The following is a 15263-nucleotide window of genomic DNA, read 5'->3' as shown; positions in this document are numbered from 1 at the left end:
TGATCGAGAGAAAGAGCATTTAGACGACCCGAACCCATGTGGAACGGATCGTCCAGGGAGCCCCGCCGCAGCGATGCGACGGGGCTTACTTGTTTTTAGAGCTTAAAGCAGTGGTCGCGGTGCCACTTTAGGAACTGCGGATGGGGATGTTCTGAAGCGCGCTGCGGCGCAATAGCGCGTCCGCTTCGGTTCAGAAGACCTTCGATACTCTGGCGATCATTGACGTGGCGCGACACGAGAATTGTCAGGTCGTCGGCGAGCGACACCAAACCCCTGTCAAACATCCAATGCACAGTGCCGGAGAGGGCAAGCCCGTTAGTCAAAATGTCGGGGCCATTCCGTTCGACTGGTTGGATATGCGCCGCCTGAACCTCGGCACGACCGCCGCCGTTGATCAGCTTTAGCCCGGTAAGCGCGCACCGCTCTCCATAGGCCGTCAGGACTTTTCTTCGAAATGCCCTGTCGCGGGAGATGCGAGATGTTAGCAGCTCCACCCTATCGCGCTCACCGAAGTCGAAGGGCGTGGGCTCTTCGCGCGCCCGCTGATCTCTAATCATCAGGTCGTCGCGAGGAAGCAGATCGTCATTCGCGGCATCGAGCCCGGCGTTTGCGATACTGATAAAGTCCTGCCGGCTTAGCGGTCGAACTGCAGCTTGGGCGCGTCCAGAAATCGCGCCGACGTCATTCAACAGGCCCTGTTCGATCAGCAAACCATCAGTCGTAAAGGGGATGTTCGCGCCAAACTCAACAAATGAGGACGTGTCGATGATCGCGTAATACATACCGGGGCTGTCGGGATCTGGCTCAATCCGCTCGACACGAGCCATAGCCCAATATCCCTTACTGTTCCGAACCTTTACCGGCTCGTAATAGACGATCCAGTCTCCGACGCATTGCTGTGCGCGGCCGAGATACTGTTTCGGAAAATGATATCGGTGGGCTGGCGTGTCCTTGTAGCGCGAGTCCTCACGATGGATGAATACGCCATTCGCCATGCATGCCTCCGCGGGCAGAGTGGCGACAAAATCGAGAAGATTCAAACGAAAGGCGCCGCCGACCCTGTGGCCAGCGGCGCCTTCTACCCTTCCGATCGGCTCAGAGCTTCTCGGTCAGTTCCGGGACGACCTTGAACAGGTCGCCGACCAGGCCGATGTCCGCGACCTGGAAGATCGGGGCGTCTTCGTCCTTGTTGATCGCGATGATCGTCTTGCTGTCCTTCATGCCCGCAAGGTGCTGGATCGCGCCCGAGATGCCGACCGCGACATAGACTTCGGGCGCGACGATCTTGCCGGTCTGGCCGACCTGATAGTCGTTGGGGGCATAGCCCGCATCGACCGCCGCGCGCGAGGCGCCGACCGCGGCGCCGAGCTTGTCCGCAAGCGGATCGATCAGCGCGTGGAACTGTTCGCCCGAGCCGAGCGCGCGACCGCCCGAGACGATCACCTTGGCGCTGGTCAGCTCCGGCCGCTCGCTCTTGGCGATCTCGGCACCGACGAAGCTCGACAGGCCCTTGTCGCCACCGCCCGAGACGGTTTCGACGCTGGCGCTGCCGCCCTCGGCCGCTGCCTTTTCGAAGGCGGTGCCGCGCACCGTCAGCACCTTCTTGGCATCCGACGAGGTGACGGTGGCGATGGCGTTGCCGGCATAGATCGGACGGGTGAACTGGTCGCCGTCGATGCCCACGACTTCGCTGATCTGCATGACGTCGAGCAACGCAGCGACGCGCGGCGCGATATTCTTGCCGGTGGTGGTGGCGGGCGCGACGAAGGCGTCATGGCCCGACATCAGGTCGGCGATCAGCGGCGCGACGTTCTCCGCCAACGCATGGCCGTAAGCGGCGTCATCGGCGAGCAGCACCTTCGACACGCCCGCGATCTTCGCGGCGGCGTCGGCGGCACCCTGTGCGCCCTGCCCCGCGACCAGCGCGACGACGTCGCCCAGCTTGCCCGCCGCGGTGACGGCGGCGAGCGTTGCGTCCTTGACCGACGCATTGTCGTGTTCGACCCAGACCAGCACGCTCATTTCGCAACTCCCAGTGCCTTGAGCTTGCCGACAAGCTCATCCACATCCGCAACCTTGACGCCCGCGGTCCGCTTGGCGGGCTCCGCGACCTTGACCACCGTCAGGCGCGGGGTGACGTCCACGCCATAATCGGCGGGCGTCTTGGCCGCGAGCGGCTTGCTCTTCGCCTTCATGATGTTGGGCAGCGAGGCATAGCGCGGCTCGTTGAGGCGCAGGTCGGTGGTGACGATCGCCGGGATATTGAGCTTCACCGTTTCGAGGCCGCCATCGACTTCGCGGGTCACGTCGACGCTGTCACCCGACACCTCGACCTTCGACGCGAAGGTGCCCTGGCCCCAGCCGAGCAGCGCGCCAAGCATCTGGCCGGTCTGGTTGTTGTCGTCGTCGATCGCCTGCTTGCCGAGGATGATCAGGCCGGGCTGTTCCTCTTCGGCGACCTTTGCCAGCAGCTTGGCGACGCCGAGCGGCTCGACCGGGCCTTCGCTGGTGATCAGGATCGCGCGGTCGGCACCCATCGCCAGCGCGGTGCGCAGCGTTTCCTGTGCCTTCTGCTCGCCGATCGAGACCACGACGATCTCGGTCGCGACGCCCTTTTCCTTGAGGCGGATGGCTTCCTCGACCGCGATCTCGTCGAACGGGTTCATGCTCATCTTGACGTTGGCGAGATCCACGCCCGTCCCGTCCGCTTTCACGCGGGGCTTTACGTTATAGTCAAGCACACGCTTGACCGGCACCAGCACTTTCATCGCGTCCTCCGCTCCAATCGCGTCGTTTTAAAGGTTCGAGTCTGTCGGTCCCTTGAAGGGATTCGGTATTTTTCGCAAGTACGGTATGGAATCACTCGATTGCCGTAACGTCATTGCGGGTACGAAAAAGGGGTCCGACGCGGTTGGTGCGCCGGACCCCCTTTCAATGGGCGTTCAAGGGGCTGCGATCAAGCAACCGCCTTCACCTCCGCCACGATCTTCTTTGCCGCGTCGCCCAGATCGTTCGCAGGAACGATCGGCAGGCCGGAGTTGGCGAGGATGTCCTTGCCCTGCTGGACGTTCGTGCCTTCGAGGCGGACGACCAGCGGGACCGACAGGTTCACTTCCTTCGCCGCAGCGACGATGCCCTCGGCGATGATGTCGCACTTCATGATCCCGCCGAAGATGTTGACGAGGATGCCCTTCACCGCAGGATCGGCGAGGATGATCTTGAACGCCGCCGTCACCTTTTCCTTGTTCGCGCCGCCGCCGACGTCGAGGAAGTTGGCCGGGAACATGCCGTTCAGCTTGATGATGTCCATCGTCGCCATGGCGAGGCCCGCGCCGTTGACCATGCAGCCGATGTCGCCGTCGAGCTTGATGTAAGCGAGGTCGTATTTCGACGCCTCGAGCTCCATCGGGTCCTCTTCGGTGGTGTCGCGCAGTTCCATCAGATCCTTGTGACGGAACATCGCGTTGCCGTCGAAGCCGACCTTGGCGTCGAGGACGAGGAGGTTGCCCTGCTCGGTCAGCGCGAGCGGGTTGACCTCGATCTGCTCGGCGTCGGTGGCGAGGAAGGCGGCGTAGAGCGACGACGCGACCTTGGCCGCCTGCTTCGCCTGGTCGCCGGTCAAGCCGAGCGCGGCGGCGACGGTGCGGCCATGATGCGGCATGAAGCCGGTCGCGGGATCGACCGAGAAGCTGTGAATCTTCTCAGGGGTCGAGTGGGCGACTTCCTCGATGTCCATGCCGCCTTCGGTCGAGACGACGAAGGCGATGCGGCTGGTCGCGCGATCGACCAGCAGCGCGAGGTAGAATTCCTTGGCGATGTCGGCGCCGTCGGTGACGTAGAGGCGGTTGACCTGCTTGCCCGCGTCGCCGGTCTGGATCGTCACCAGCGTGTTGCCGAGCATGTCCTTGGCATGCGCTTCGACCTCGTCGAGGCTGAAGGCGAGGCGGACGCCGCCCTTCGCTTCGGGGCCGAGTTCCTTGAACTTGCCCTTGCCGCGGCCGCCGGCATGAATCTGCGACTTCACCACGAACAGCGGCCCGGGGAGCTTCTTGGCAGCTTCGACCGCCTCTTCGACGGTGAAGGCGGCGTGACCGGCCGCGATCGGCGCGCCGTACTTCGCCAGCAGTTCCTTGGCCTGATATTCATGGATATTCATGGGATCGCCCTTTGCGTTGCAGCAAAATTCGCGCCGCTTAAGCACAGGGGCGCGGCGGAATCAAATGTCTTGACTTCGCCATTGCGACGCAGTTGCAATAGCGCTCGCGCCGGATACGAAACGAGTGGGTTAGCGCGCCTCTTTGGCAAGGCCGGTGGCGCATAATCCGCCCGAACTGGTGGCGACGGCGAGGATTTCGGGATCGCCCAGCGCGCGCACGCGGCGCAGGAAGCGGTCGAGCGACTCGGCTTCGCGTGCCTTGGGCAGATCGGCGATGCGCATCAGCTGGGCGAGGCTGAGGCGATCGACCATCCGCTCCGCCATGCACGCGGCGAGCGGCCTGGGCAGCCCGGCATTGGTGAGGCCGGTGCGCAGCTTCGCCTCCGGCACCGCGCAGGCCGACAGCGCGGTCAAAGCCGCAATCAGGGGAATCACGCGTCTCGCATCGAACATGACGGCTCGCTATATCGCGCGCATGAATCCCGCAATCGGCATCGCGCTGTTCCTGTTGACCGTCGCCCTGATGGAGGGTTTTGCCTATGTCGCGCATCGCTGGGTGATGCATGGGCCGGGCTGGTTCCTGCACAAGAGCCATCACGAGCCGCGCACCGGAAACTGGGAGCTTAACGATCTCTATGCGGTGATCTTTGCGGTGCCGTCGTTCGTGCTGCTGCTCGGCGGGGTGCATCTGGGCTGGTGGCAGGGCTGGGCGTGGATCGGCGCGGGGATCGCGGCCTATGGCGCGATCTATTTCGGGTTCCACGATGTGATCGTGCATCGACGGTTGAACCACCGCTACATCCCCAAATCCAATTACATGAAGCGGATCATCCAGGCACACCGGCTGCACCATGTGGTCGAGACCAAGCATGGGACGGTGAGCTTCGGGTTCCTCTACGCCCCGCCGCCGGAGAAGCTGAAGGCGCAGCTCAAGGCGCGCGGCAATGCCGGGGTGCGTGAGCCGGTAGGCCGGTTCTGATCCTCGACCCCGTCTTTTACGCGATCGCGGTTCCGGCGGTCGCGCTGCTGGGACTGTCCAAAGGCGGTTTTGCCGGTGCGGGCTCGCTGTCGCTGCCGGTGATCGCCTTTATCATCGATCCCGTGCGCGCCGCCGCGATCCTGCTGCCGATCCTGATCGTGCAGGACGTGGTCGGCATCTGGGCCTTCCGACGTACGGTCGATTATTTCGTGCTGGGATGGACGCTGGCCGGCGCGATCGTCGGCATCGCGCTCGGCTATTGGTTTGCGGCGAGCGTGTCGGCGGACGCCGTGCTCGCGATGGTCGGGGTGATTTCGATCCTGTTCGGGGCACACCGGCTGTGGAAGGACCGGCTGGGCGCTGGAGCCGCGTCGACCTCGCCCGGATGGGTCGGATCGCTGTTCGGAGTCGCATCGGGCTTCACCAGCCAGATCGCCCATGCCGGGGCACCGCCCTGGCAGCTCTGGGTGATGCCGCGCCAGCTGACGCCGGCCTATCTGGTCGGCACCACCGCCGTGTTCTTCGGGGCCGTGAACTGGATCAAGGTGCCGGCCTATCTGGCGCTGGGACAGTTTACGGCGGAGAATCTGGGGACGAGCGCGGTGCTGATGCCCGTGGCGATTGCGTCGACCTTCGCGGGGGTGTGGCTGGTACGGCGGGTGTCGCCGGAGCGATTCTATACCGCGATCTACTGGCTGATGATCGGGGTGGGTGTGGTGCTGGTGGCGAAGGCGCTTATTTGATTGGTTCCGCTGGCGCGGAACGCGGCACCGGCCCCTCCCCCACCCGGCCACCCATCGGCAGGATATTCTGACATGGGTGGCCGGGTGGGGGAGTGGGCCGGTGCCGCAGCGCGAAGCGCTCAATCAAACAGACTCGACACCGAGCTTTCATCCGCGATCCGGCGAATCGCTTCGGCGAGCAGCGGCGCGATGGTGAGGTGGCGTACGCGCTGCGACTGGCCGACCACATCGTGGTTGCCGATCGAATCGGTGATCACCAGCTCACGCAGCGCCGAACCGTCGACGCGGGCGACCGCGCCGCCCGACAGCACGCCATGGGTACAATAGGCGACGACGTCCTCTGCCCCGGCAGCCTTGAGCGCGGCGGCGGCGTTGCACAGCGTGCCGGCCGAATCGACGATATCGTCGATCAGCACGCAGAAACGCCCTTCGACATCGCCGATGATGTTCATCACTTCCGATTCGCCCGCCTTTTCGCGGCGCTTGTCGACGATCGCGAGCGGGGCATTCTCAAGCCGCTTGGCGAGCGCACGCGCGCGCACCACGCCGCCGACGTCGGGCGAGACGACCATCAGATTCTTGTCCGAGAAGCGCGCCTTGATGTCCTCGCTCATCACCGGGGCGGCGAAGAGATTGTCGGTCGGGATGTCGAAAAAGCCCTGAATCTGCCCGGCGTGGAGATCGACCGAGAGGACGCGGTTGGCCCCGGCGGTGGTGATCAAATTTGCGACGAGCTTGGCCGAGATCGGGGTGCGCGGGCCGGGCTTCCGGTCCTGACGCGCATAGCCGAAATAGGGGAGGACGGCGGTGATGCGCTTGGCCGACGCGCGACGCAGCGCATCGATCATGATCAGCAATTCCATGAGATTATCGTTCGCGGGGTACGCGGTCGACTGGAGCACGAACACATCCTCGCCGCGGACATTTTCGAGGATCTCGACGAAGATCTCTTCATCGGCGAAGCGGCGGACATTGGCCTTTGTCAGCGGAATCTCGAGATACGAGGCGATCGCCTGGGCGAGCGGCAAGTTCGAATTGCCAGCCATCAGTTTCATAGTGCGCGTCGCTCCCGGGCGAGTGTCATCGAATTGTCTCCCCTTAGGAGGGTGGATCGCTCGCGAAAAGGGGGCGTTTAGGCTAGTGTGCCTTCGCTTCAACGTCCCGTGGCGACACAGCCGAGTCAGGACAGCAATGCTGACCCATCTCGACAGGCGCGTTGAAACAATATAATCGGGCGCTGAAATAAATGTCCGCGCGCTGCGAGGCGACCCGGACAGCCCTTTAGCTGCTGGAGAGTGCATGGCGGACGTCCCGCGCAACCTGCCCCCGCTGAGCCTGCATGTGCCGGAGCCCAAGTTCCGGCCGGGCGATGCGGTCGATTTCGCAGCGGTGGAGGTGCCGCCCGCCGGTGCCCAGCCCCGCCCCGATACCGCCGCCGATCCGGCGAGCTTCCACGACCTTTCCTATACGCTGATCCGCGTGCTCGACGATGAGGGGCAGGCGGTCGGTCCGTGGAACCCGCGACTCGATCCCGACACGCTGCGCACGATGCTGCGCGACATGGCGCTGGTCCGCGCGTTCGACGAGCGGATGTTCCGCGCACAGCGGCAGGGCAAGACCAGCTTCTACATGAAGTGCACCGGCGAAGAGGCGGTGGCGATCGCCGCGACGCATGCACTGAGCCGCGACGACATGTGCTTCCCGAGCTATCGCCAGCAGGGCATCCTGATCGCGCGCAACTACAGCCTGGTTCAGATGATGAACCAGATCTATTCGAACAGCGGCGACGTGCTGCAGGGCAAGCAGCTGCCGATCATGTATTCGTCGCGCGACGACGGCTTCTTCTCGATCAGCGGCAACCTGACTACCCAATATCCGCAGGCAGTGGGCTGGGCGATGGCGAGCGCGGCGAAGGGCGATACGCGGATTGCCGCGACCTGGTGCGGCGAGGGATCGACGGCGGAGGGCGACTTCCACTCCGCGATGACCTTTGCCACCGTCTACAAGGCGCCGGTCATCTTCAACGTCGTCAACAACCAATGGGCGATTTCGAGCTTTTCCGGGTTCGCCGGGGCCGAGGCGACGACCTTTGCCGCGCGCGCGATCGGATATGGCATGGCGGGGCTGCGCATCGACGGCAACGACGCGCTGGCGGTCTATGCGGCGACGCAATGGGCGGCGGAGCGGGCGCGGACCAATCAGGGGCCGACGCTGATCGAGCATTTCACCTATCGCGCCGAGGGTCACTCGACCTCCGACGATCCGACCCAGTATCGCAGCGCGGGCGAGCCGGGCGCATGGCCGCTGGGCGACCCGGTCGCGCGACTGAAGGCGCATCTGATCGCGATCGGTGAGTGGGACGAGGAGCGCCACGCCGCGCAGGACCGCGAGGTCGCCGAGCTGGTCAAGGCGGCGCAGAAGGAAGCCGAGAAGAACGGCATCCTCGGCCACGGCCTGCACCAGCCGCTCGATTCGCTGTTCGACGGGGTGTTCGAGGAGATGCCCTGGCATCTGCGCGAGCAACGCCAGCAGATGCTGGACGAGGAAGAAGCCAGCGGGCGTCCATGGGCGAGGAAGGCATGAGCGACGTGATCGAGACCGCCGCGACCGGCGAAGCGGGCGAAACCGTCCGCATGAACATGATCCAGTCGATCAACTCCGCGATGGCGGTGATGATGGAACGCGATCCCAACGTGATCGTGATGGGCGAGGATGTCGGCTATTTCGGCGGCGTGTTCCGCGCGACGGCGGGGCTGCAGGAAAAGTTCGGCAAGACCCGCGTGTTCGACACGCCGATCACCGAATGCGGCATCATCGGCGTGGCGATCGGCATGGGCGCCTATGGCCTGCGCCCGGTGCCGGAGATTCAGTTCGCCGATTATATCTATCCCGCGCTCGACCAGCTGGTGAGCGAGGCGGCGCGGCTGCGCTATCGTTCGGCCGGGCAGTTCACCGCCCCGCTGACGGTACGCTCGCCATTTGGCGGCGGCATTTTCGGCGGGCAGACGCACAGCCAGAGCCCTGAAGGCATTTTCACCCATGTCTCCGGCGTGAAGACGGTGATCCCGTCGACGCCGTATGACGCCAAGGGGCTGCTGATCGCGTCGATCGAGGACAATGATCCCGTCATCTTCTTCGAGCCCAAGCGCATCTATAACGGCCCGTTCAACGGCCATTGGGATCGCCCGGCGGAAAACTGGTCGAAGCATCCCGGCGGCGCGGTGCCCGAGGGCTATTACCGGATCGAGCTGGGCAAGGCGGCGATCGTGCGGCCGGGCAATGCGCTGACGATCCTGGCCTATGGCACGATGGTGCACGTCGCCAAGGCGACGGTCGAAGAAATGGGGATCGATGCCGAGATCATTGACCTGCGCACCTTGGTGCCGCTCGACATCGAGACGATCGAGGAGTCGGTCAAGAAGACCGGGCGCTGCATGGTGGTGCATGAGGCGACGCGCACCGGCGGGTTCGGTGCGGAGCTGTCGGCGCTGGTGCAGGAGCGGTGCTTCTATCACCTCGAAGCGCCGGTCGAGCGCGTCACGGGATTCGACACGCCCTATCCCCATAGCCTTGAATGGGCTTACTTCCCCGGGCCGGTCCGCATCGGACAGGCGCTCAAGAAACTCCTGAAGGACTGATCGGCATGGCGCGCTTTACGTTTCGTCTTCCGGACATTGGCGAAGGCATCGCCGAAGCCGAGATCGTCGCCTGGCACGTCAAGGTGGGCGACCGGATCGAGGAGGATCAGCAGGTCGCCGACATGATGACCGACAAGGCGACGGTCGAGATGGAATCGCCGGTGTCGGGCGTGGTGGTCGAGCTGGCCGGTGAGGTCGGCGATCAGGTTGCGATCGGCGCGGCGCTGATGGTGGTGGAGACCGAGGAAGCAGTGGCGGAGGAAGCTCCGGCTGCGGCGGCTCCGGTTGCCGAGGCGGTCGAGGAGCAGGTCGAGGCGGAGACGCCGGGGGTTCCGGAAGCCATTGAGGCACCCGCTCCCCTCCCGCTTGCGGGAGGGGCTGGGGGAGGGCCTGTCCAAACGGACCCGACCCCTGAGGAAACAAGCCCTCCCCGACCCCCTCCCGCAAGCGGGAGGGGGAAGAAGGGCGCCACGTCCTCGCCTCCCCGGCCGTGCGCGCGAGGGCGAAGGACCTAGGCGTCGACCTTTCCGAGGTGAAGCATGACGGGCAGCATATCCGTCACGCCGATCTCGACGCCTATCTGCGCTATGGCAGCGGACAGGGCTATCACGCCCCCCACGCCAGCCGCGCGCGCGAGGACGAGACCGTGAAGGTGATCGGGATGCGCCGCCGCATCGCCGAGAATATGGCGGCGGCGAAGCGCGCGATCCCGCACTTCACCTATGTCGACGAGATCGACGTGACCGCGCTGGAGGCGATGCGCGCCGACCTGAATGCCAATCGCGGATCACGGCCCAAGCTGACGATGCTGCCGTTCCTGATCGTCGCGATCTGTCGCACCCTTCCCGATTTCCCGATGCTCAACGCGCGCTATGACGATGAGGGCGGCGTGGTGACGCGGTTCGGGCGCGTCCATATGGGCATGGCGACGCAGACCGATGCCGGCCTGACCGTCCCCGTCATCCGCGACGCGCAGGACATGAATGTCTGGCAGCTGGCGAGCGAGATCGGGCGCCTGGCCGAAGCGGCGCGCACCGGCAAGATCAAGTCGGAAGAACTGCAGGGCGGGACGATCACGATCACCTCGCTAGGTCCGCTCGGCGGCATCGCGACCACCCCGGTGATCAACCGGCCCGAGGTGGCGATTATCGGCCCGAACAAGATCGTCGAGCGCCCCGTCTTTGCCGGCGACGACATCGTCCGCGCGAAGCTGATGAACCTGTCGATCAGCTGCGACCATCGCGTCGTCGATGGCTGGGACGCGGCGAGCTATGTCCAGGCGCTGCGCAAGCTGCTCGAAACGCCGGTGTTGTTGTTCGCTGACTGAAGATTGATCCTCCCCCGCAAGGGGGGAGGATTAAATCACTCCACCCAATCCTTGCGCAGGGTGCGGACGGCGAAGAGCATCAGCACCGCCGCGATGACGTAGAAAGACAGCGCGGCGACCGCCGAGTAGCGCAGCGCTTCGTTGCCATAGCTCGCAGTCATCGCGTCCGACATCGCGCCCATTACCCATGATCCCGCGCCCAGCCCGATCAGGTTGTTGATCAGCAGGAAGCTGGCGCTCGCGGTCGCGCGCATATGCGGGGGGACGAGGTTCTGGACCGCCGTCGTCACCGGGCCGAGCCAGAGGATGTTGAGGCCGTTCGGGATCAGGAACAGGAACCAGGCGAGCGTCACATTGTCGGTCAGGAACCCGCCCGCGAACAACGGCACGCAGACCAGCCAGGCGATCGCCGGAAGCTTCGCATAGACGCCGCGATCGCCCCCGCCGAGCCGGTCGGCGAGCACCCCGCCCATGAACACGCCGAGCGTTCCGCCGACCAGCAGGATCGAGCCGAAGAAATAGCTGGTGGTGGAAAGGTCGAAGCCGAAGCTGCGCACGAAGAAGGTCGGTGCCCAGAAAGCGAGGCCATAGCCGCACATCGAGCTGAACCCGGCGGCGAACGCCATCAGCCAGAAGCTGGGTTTTTTCGCGAGGATCGCGAAGACCTGGCTGACCGGCACGCGCTCTGCGGCAGTGGTGGCGACGGGGGCGCGGCGGCTCCTTGACCATCATCCGGAAGAAGGGCGCGATGACGACCCCAGCCAGCCCGACGACGATGAACGCCATGCGCCAGTCGACGGTCGCCGCGATCCACGCGCCGAGCAAGGTGCCCGACGCCAGTCCGATCGGGATGCCGAGCGAGTAGATGGCGAGCGCGCGGGCACGCTGATGCTGGGGGAAATAATCGGCGATGATCGCATAGGAGGGCGCGACGCCCCCCGCCTCGCCCACCCCGACACCGAGGCGATAGAGGAACAGGGTCCAGAAGCCGTTGGCGAGGCCGCACAATGCGGTGAAGCCGCTCCACACGGTGAGCGAGATCGTGACAACCCAGGTGCGGCTGGTGCGATCGGCGAGCAAAGCGAGCGGGACGCCGAGGGTCGAGTAGAGAAAGGCGAAGGCGATGCCGCCGAGCGCGCCGAGCTGGGTATCGGTGAGGCCGAGATCGGCCTTGATCGGCACGGCGAGGATGCCGAGAATCTGCCGGTCGAGGAAGTTGAAGGTATAGACGAGGAGGAGCATCGCGAGCACCTGCGCCCGATAGCGCGGCGTGCCATAGCCTCCGCTAGGCGCGGCCGTGGCGGCGGTTGCGTTCATCCTGGCATTCCTCCCCTTCGAAAAAAATCGGCCGGGCGCCCATCCTTAGACGCCCGGCCGGATCAGTCTGGCAAACTCAAGGTCGCAAAGCGATCAGAACTTCACTTCGAACGTGCCGGTCACGGTGCGCGGCGGGCCGTAATAGCCGATGATCGAGTTGCCGGTGAGCGCGCCCGGGAAGTTGTAGCCGCCGACGCGATAGCGTGCGTCGGTGAGGTTGCGCGCCGCAATGCCGAGGCGATAGCGCCCGTCGCCCGAGGTCCAGTTGAGCGAGGCATCGACCAGTGCGTAGCCGTCCTGATCCAGCGCCGGGGTCGCCAGCTCGAACATCTGGATGTCGCTGCGCAGCGAGACCGCCGGAGTGAAGGCGAGAACGCCGCCCGCGACATCGTTCGACCAGGTGAAGGATGCGTTGGCAGTCCATTCCGGCGTGTTCTGGAAGGCGCGCTGGTTCGACACATCGACCGGGGTGGTGCCGCCGCCGATGAAGGTGAAGAACTCCTTATAATCGGCATTGGTGTAGCCGACCACGACGCTGGCTTGGAAATGGCGCGACGGGACCATGCGGGTTTCGAGCTCGAAGCCGTAGATCACGCCCTTGCCCGCATTGTCGACGAAGCTGGCGATGCCGCTGGGCAGCGCCGGCACCTGGATCGTGACCTGCTGGTCCTTGTAGTTGGAGTAGAAGCCGGCGGCGTTGACGAACAACGTGCGGTCGAGGAACGCGCCCTTCATGCCCAGTTCGTAGCTGTCGATCGTCTCCGGCTCGTAGCCATTGACCGTGGTCGGGGTCAGGATCGCGTCGCCGCGCATGTCGAACCCGCCCGACTTGTAGCCCTTGCCATAGCTGGCGTAGAAATTGAGGTCGGCGTTGGGCTGATAGCTGAGGCTGATGCGCGGGGTCAGCTTCTCGAACTCGCGGCTATTGGTGTAGTCCGAGCGGATCAGGCCGGGGACCGCGGCGGCGTTGCCGAAGCGCGGGCTGCGCAGGCCGGTATAGTTGCGGCGGAACACCGTGCCGGTCTTCTCATCGCGGGTGTAGCGCAGGCCGGCCGAGATCTTGAACTGGTCGCTCACGTCGAAGCTGAAATCACCGAACGCGGCATAGCTCTTGGTGAACACCGTGCCCGAGGTCAGCGTGGTGAGGTTGGCGAGGCCGATCACCGTGTCGAACGCACCGCTGGCGCGGCCGTTGAGGTAATAGACGCCGAACACGCCCTGAAGCCGGTCGCCCTCATAGAGCAGCTGGAGTTCCTGGGTGAACTGACGGTCCGAATAGTCCGCCGGGATGTCGAGCGTCGGCAGGATCGTGTTGTCGAAATCGATCACCGTGTCGGTGCTGCCGTCGCGCCAGGCGGTGATGGTCTTGAAGGTCAGCATGTCGGACAGGCCGATTTCGCCGGTGACCGACAGGCCGCGCGTTTCGACGCGGTTCTCGTCGCCGATGCCGGCGCGCGTGTCATAGACGCTGGCGGTCGGGGCATAGATCGGGTCGGTGCCGTTGGGCAGCAAGCGGGTGCCGTGACGCGGGTTCGACCGGTCGAGCACGCGGTCGCCCGCGACGCGCACGAAGATATTGTCGGTCGGGGAGAATTCCGCCGACACGCGCGCGGCGAGCACGTCCTTGTTGTAATGCTCCGCCCCGGTGGTGAGGTTGGTGCCGTATCCGTCGCGCCAATATTGCGCGACCGCAGCGCCCAGCGACAGCGTGTCACCAACCGGGATCACCACCTGACCGACCAGATCGATCTGGTTGTACGAGCCATAGGCACCGCGGAACGACGCCTTGAAGTCATTGCCCAGGCGGCGGGTGACATATTTCACCGCGCCGCCGATGGTGTTGCGGCCATAGAGCGTGCCCTGCGGTCCGCGCAGCACTTCGACCCGCTCGACGTCGAAAATGTCGAGCACCGCGCCCTGGGGCCGGGCGACATAGACATCGTCGATGTACAGCGCGACGCCGGGTTCGAAGCCCCACAGCGGGTCCTGCTGACCCACGCCGCGGCTGAATGCGATCAGGGTGGAGTTAGAGCCGCGCGCGATCTGCAGCGTCAGGTTCGGGGTCTTGTCCTGCAGCGCGGTGATGTCCGCCGCACCGCTCTTGACCAGCGAATCGCCGGTGACGACCGACATCGAGATCGGCACGTCGATCAGGCTTTCCTCACGCCGACGCGCGGTGACGACGATCTCGCCGCCGTCCTGGGTTTCGGCGGCTTCGTCGGCAGGAGCATCCTGCGCGATTGCCGGAACGGACGCGAGCGCGGTTAGCGCGGCGCTGGCGGTCAAAAAGGTGCGGACAGACGGATAGAGACGCTTCATGCTTTCCTCCCCAAAATCGGCCGGCGACCCCCGGCCTTGTCAGTGGTTGAAGATGCCTATAGTGAAACCTGAACCGGGTTTCAACTTCCGGATGAAGGAGGGGAGAAATGACGAGCGATCGTGGCAAGACCGCCACACTGCCCCCCGCCCTGCATCTGGGCGACAGTGCGGCGAGCGAGGGCAAGGAGCCACGCACCGCACGCGGCCGCCGCACGCTGCGCGCGATCCTCGACGCTGCTGCCGCCGAGTTTGGCGAGAAGGGATTCCATGAAGGGTCGGTGAGCGGCATCACCCGCCGCGCGGGCGTGGCGCTGGGCAGTTTCTACACCTATTTCGATTCGAAGGACGCGGTGTTCCGCGCTTTGGTCCGCGACATGAGCGATCAGGTGCGCGAACATGTCGCCCCCGCGATCCGCGCCGCGCCGGAGCAGATCGCGGCGGAGCGTGCGGGCCTTGAAACCTTCATCGGCTTCGTGCGCAAGCACAAGGAAATCTACCGCATCATCGACGAGGCCGAGTTCGTCGATCCCGAGAGCTTCCGGCTACATTACCAGACCACCGCCGAGCGCATCGAAAAGCGGCTGAAGGCAGCGGCCGAACGCGGCGAGGTGCGCGCCGACGTGTCCGACGTCCACGCCTGGGCGATCATGGGGATGAACGTGTTCCTGGGCCTGCGCTACGGCGTGTGGAGCGAGGATGCCGAGCCGGGCGAGGTCGCGGATACGGTGGCGGAGATGCTGGCGCGGGGGTTTGGGGTTCGGTAGCTTCCCAATCTATCCTCCCC

General features: G+C 65.0%; 12 protein-coding genes and 2 pseudogenes. 6 read left to right on the top strand and 8 right to left on the bottom strand.

The genetic code is table 11. The features are described 5' to 3' along the window. Positions 1 to 95: 95 nt before the first annotated feature. From LRS12_RS07460 to LRS12_RS07440, 5 genes are all read right to left on the bottom strand, one after another. On the bottom strand, positions 96 to 995 hold the full coding sequence (locus LRS12_RS07460; RefSeq protein ID WP_257844009.1) for an HNH endonuclease: 900 nt from the start codon (positions 993 to 995) through the stop codon (positions 96 to 98). Between the two features lie 100 nt (positions 996 to 1095). After that, a complete protein-coding gene (locus tag LRS12_RS07455; protein ID WP_257844007.1) occupies positions 1096 to 2022 on the bottom strand; it encodes an electron transfer flavoprotein subunit alpha/FixB family protein in 927 nt (308 codons plus the stop codon). Next, complete coding sequence (locus tag LRS12_RS07450; protein WP_257844006.1) at positions 2019 to 2768, bottom strand: electron transfer flavoprotein subunit beta/FixA family protein; 750 nt, start codon at positions 2766 to 2768, stop codon at positions 2019 to 2021. Before LRS12_RS07450 ends, LRS12_RS07455 begins: the two co-directional genes overlap by 4 nt. 188 nt (positions 2769 to 2956) lie before the next feature. Next, positions 2957 to 4156 carry an ADP-forming succinate--CoA ligase subunit beta gene (gene sucC / locus LRS12_RS07445; RefSeq protein ID WP_257844005.1) on the bottom strand — a complete coding sequence of 400 codons (1200 nt, stop codon included), beginning with the start codon at positions 4154 to 4156 and terminating at the stop codon, positions 2957 to 2959. Positions 4157 to 4285: 129 nt separating this feature from the next. Continuing rightward, complete coding sequence (locus tag LRS12_RS07440; RefSeq protein ID WP_257844004.1) at positions 4286 to 4609, bottom strand: hypothetical protein; 324 nt, start codon at positions 4607 to 4609, stop codon at positions 4286 to 4288. A gap of 22 nt (positions 4610 to 4631) precedes the next feature. Here LRS12_RS07440 and LRS12_RS07435 point away from each other — a divergent pair, with 22 nt between their 5' ends. Together LRS12_RS07435 and LRS12_RS07430 are read left to right on the top strand one after the other, a co-directional pair. After that, positions 4632 to 5135 carry a sterol desaturase family protein gene (locus tag LRS12_RS07435; RefSeq protein ID WP_257845457.1) on the top strand — a complete coding sequence of 168 codons (504 nt, stop codon included), beginning with the start codon at positions 4632 to 4634 and terminating at the stop codon, positions 5133 to 5135. Next, the gene (locus LRS12_RS07430) at positions 5132 to 5878 is read left to right on the top strand and encodes a sulfite exporter TauE/SafE family protein (RefSeq protein WP_257845456.1); all 747 of its coding nucleotides are present in this window, start codon (positions 5132 to 5134) and stop codon (positions 5876 to 5878) included. Before LRS12_RS07435 ends, LRS12_RS07430 begins: the two co-directional genes overlap by 4 nt. Before the next feature lie 119 nt (positions 5879 to 5997). Here LRS12_RS07430 and LRS12_RS07425 read toward each other — a convergent pair whose 3' ends face one another. Continuing rightward, a complete protein-coding gene (locus LRS12_RS07425) occupies positions 5998 to 6933 on the bottom strand; it encodes a ribose-phosphate pyrophosphokinase (protein WP_257844003.1) in 936 nt (311 codons plus the stop codon). Between the two features lie 244 nt (positions 6934 to 7177). Between LRS12_RS07425 and LRS12_RS07420 the strand changes: the two genes are divergently transcribed. The 3 genes and pseudogenes from LRS12_RS07420 (at position 7178) to LRS12_RS07410 (ending at position 10843) form a co-directional block, all read left to right on the top strand. Continuing rightward, complete coding sequence (locus LRS12_RS07420) at positions 7178 to 8461, top strand: 3-methyl-2-oxobutanoate dehydrogenase (2-methylpropanoyl-transferring) subunit alpha (protein ID WP_257844002.1); 1284 nt, start codon at positions 7178 to 7180, stop codon at positions 8459 to 8461. Further along, positions 8458 to 9516 (top strand): alpha-ketoacid dehydrogenase subunit beta, encoded by a 1059-nt coding sequence (locus LRS12_RS07415; RefSeq protein ID WP_374580528.1) that lies wholly within the window; start codon positions 8458 to 8460, stop codon positions 9514 to 9516. The genes LRS12_RS07420 and LRS12_RS07415 overlap by 4 nt, the downstream gene beginning before the upstream one ends. A gap of 5 nt (positions 9517 to 9521) precedes the next feature. Next, a pseudogene (locus LRS12_RS07410) lies at positions 9522 to 10843 on the top strand (dihydrolipoamide acetyltransferase family protein). Positions 10844 to 10878: 35 nt separating this feature from the next. Here the strand turns inward: LRS12_RS07410 and LRS12_RS07405 are convergent. Next, positions 10879 to 12085, bottom strand: a pseudogene (locus LRS12_RS07405) (spinster family MFS transporter). A 168-nt stretch (positions 12086 to 12253) separates the two neighbouring features. Continuing rightward, positions 12254 to 14479: a TonB-dependent receptor gene (locus LRS12_RS07400; protein ID WP_257844000.1), complete on the bottom strand. Its 2226-nt coding sequence runs from the start codon at positions 14477 to 14479 to the stop codon at positions 12254 to 12256. A 107-nt stretch (positions 14480 to 14586) separates the two neighbouring features. Between LRS12_RS07400 and LRS12_RS07395 the strand changes: the two genes are divergently transcribed. Then, positions 14587 to 15243: a TetR/AcrR family transcriptional regulator gene (locus LRS12_RS07395; protein ID WP_257843999.1), complete on the top strand. Its 657-nt coding sequence runs from the start codon at positions 14587 to 14589 to the stop codon at positions 15241 to 15243. Positions 15244 to 15263 lie beyond the last annotated feature (20 nt).

The organism is Sphingomonas sp. J344, assembly GCF_024700005.1.
Taxonomy (GTDB): domain Bacteria; phylum Pseudomonadota; class Alphaproteobacteria; order Sphingomonadales; family Sphingomonadaceae; genus Sphingomonas.
This window is presented reverse-complemented; position numbering and strand designations above follow the sequence as displayed.

Excerpts from the sequence above, each read along its gene's own strand:
- LRS12_RS07460 (WP_257844009.1), bottom strand. The coding sequence starts at position 995 with ATGGCGAATGGCGTATTCATCCATCGTGAGGACTCGCGCTACAAGGAC.
- LRS12_RS07455 (WP_257844007.1), bottom strand. The coding sequence starts at position 2,022 with ATGAGCGTGCTGGTCTGGGTCGAACACGACAATGCGTCGGTCAAGGAC.
- LRS12_RS07450 (WP_257844006.1), bottom strand. The coding sequence starts at position 2,768 with ATGAAAGTGCTGGTGCCGGTCAAGCGTGTGCTTGACTATAACGTAAAG.
- sucC (WP_257844005.1), bottom strand. The coding sequence starts at position 4,156 with ATGAATATCCATGAATATCAGGCCAAGGAACTGCTGGCGAAGTACGGC.
- LRS12_RS07440 (WP_257844004.1), bottom strand. The coding sequence starts at position 4,609 with ATGTTCGATGCGAGACGCGTGATTCCCCTGATTGCGGCTTTGACCGCG.
- LRS12_RS07435 (WP_257845457.1), top strand. The coding sequence starts at position 4,632 with ATGAATCCCGCAATCGGCATCGCGCTGTTCCTGTTGACCGTCGCCCTG.
- LRS12_RS07425 (WP_257844003.1), bottom strand. The coding sequence starts at position 6,933 with ATGAAACTGATGGCTGGCAATTCGAACTTGCCGCTCGCCCAGGCGATC.
- LRS12_RS07420 (WP_257844002.1), top strand. The coding sequence starts at position 7,178 with ATGGCGGACGTCCCGCGCAACCTGCCCCCGCTGAGCCTGCATGTGCCG.
- LRS12_RS07415 (WP_374580528.1), top strand. The coding sequence starts at position 8,458 with ATGAGCGACGTGATCGAGACCGCCGCGACCGGCGAAGCGGGCGAAACC.
- LRS12_RS07400 (WP_257844000.1), bottom strand. The coding sequence starts at position 14,479 with ATGAAGCGTCTCTATCCGTCTGTCCGCACCTTTTTGACCGCCAGCGCC.
- LRS12_RS07395 (WP_257843999.1), top strand. The coding sequence starts at position 14,587 with ATGACGAGCGATCGTGGCAAGACCGCCACACTGCCCCCCGCCCTGCAT.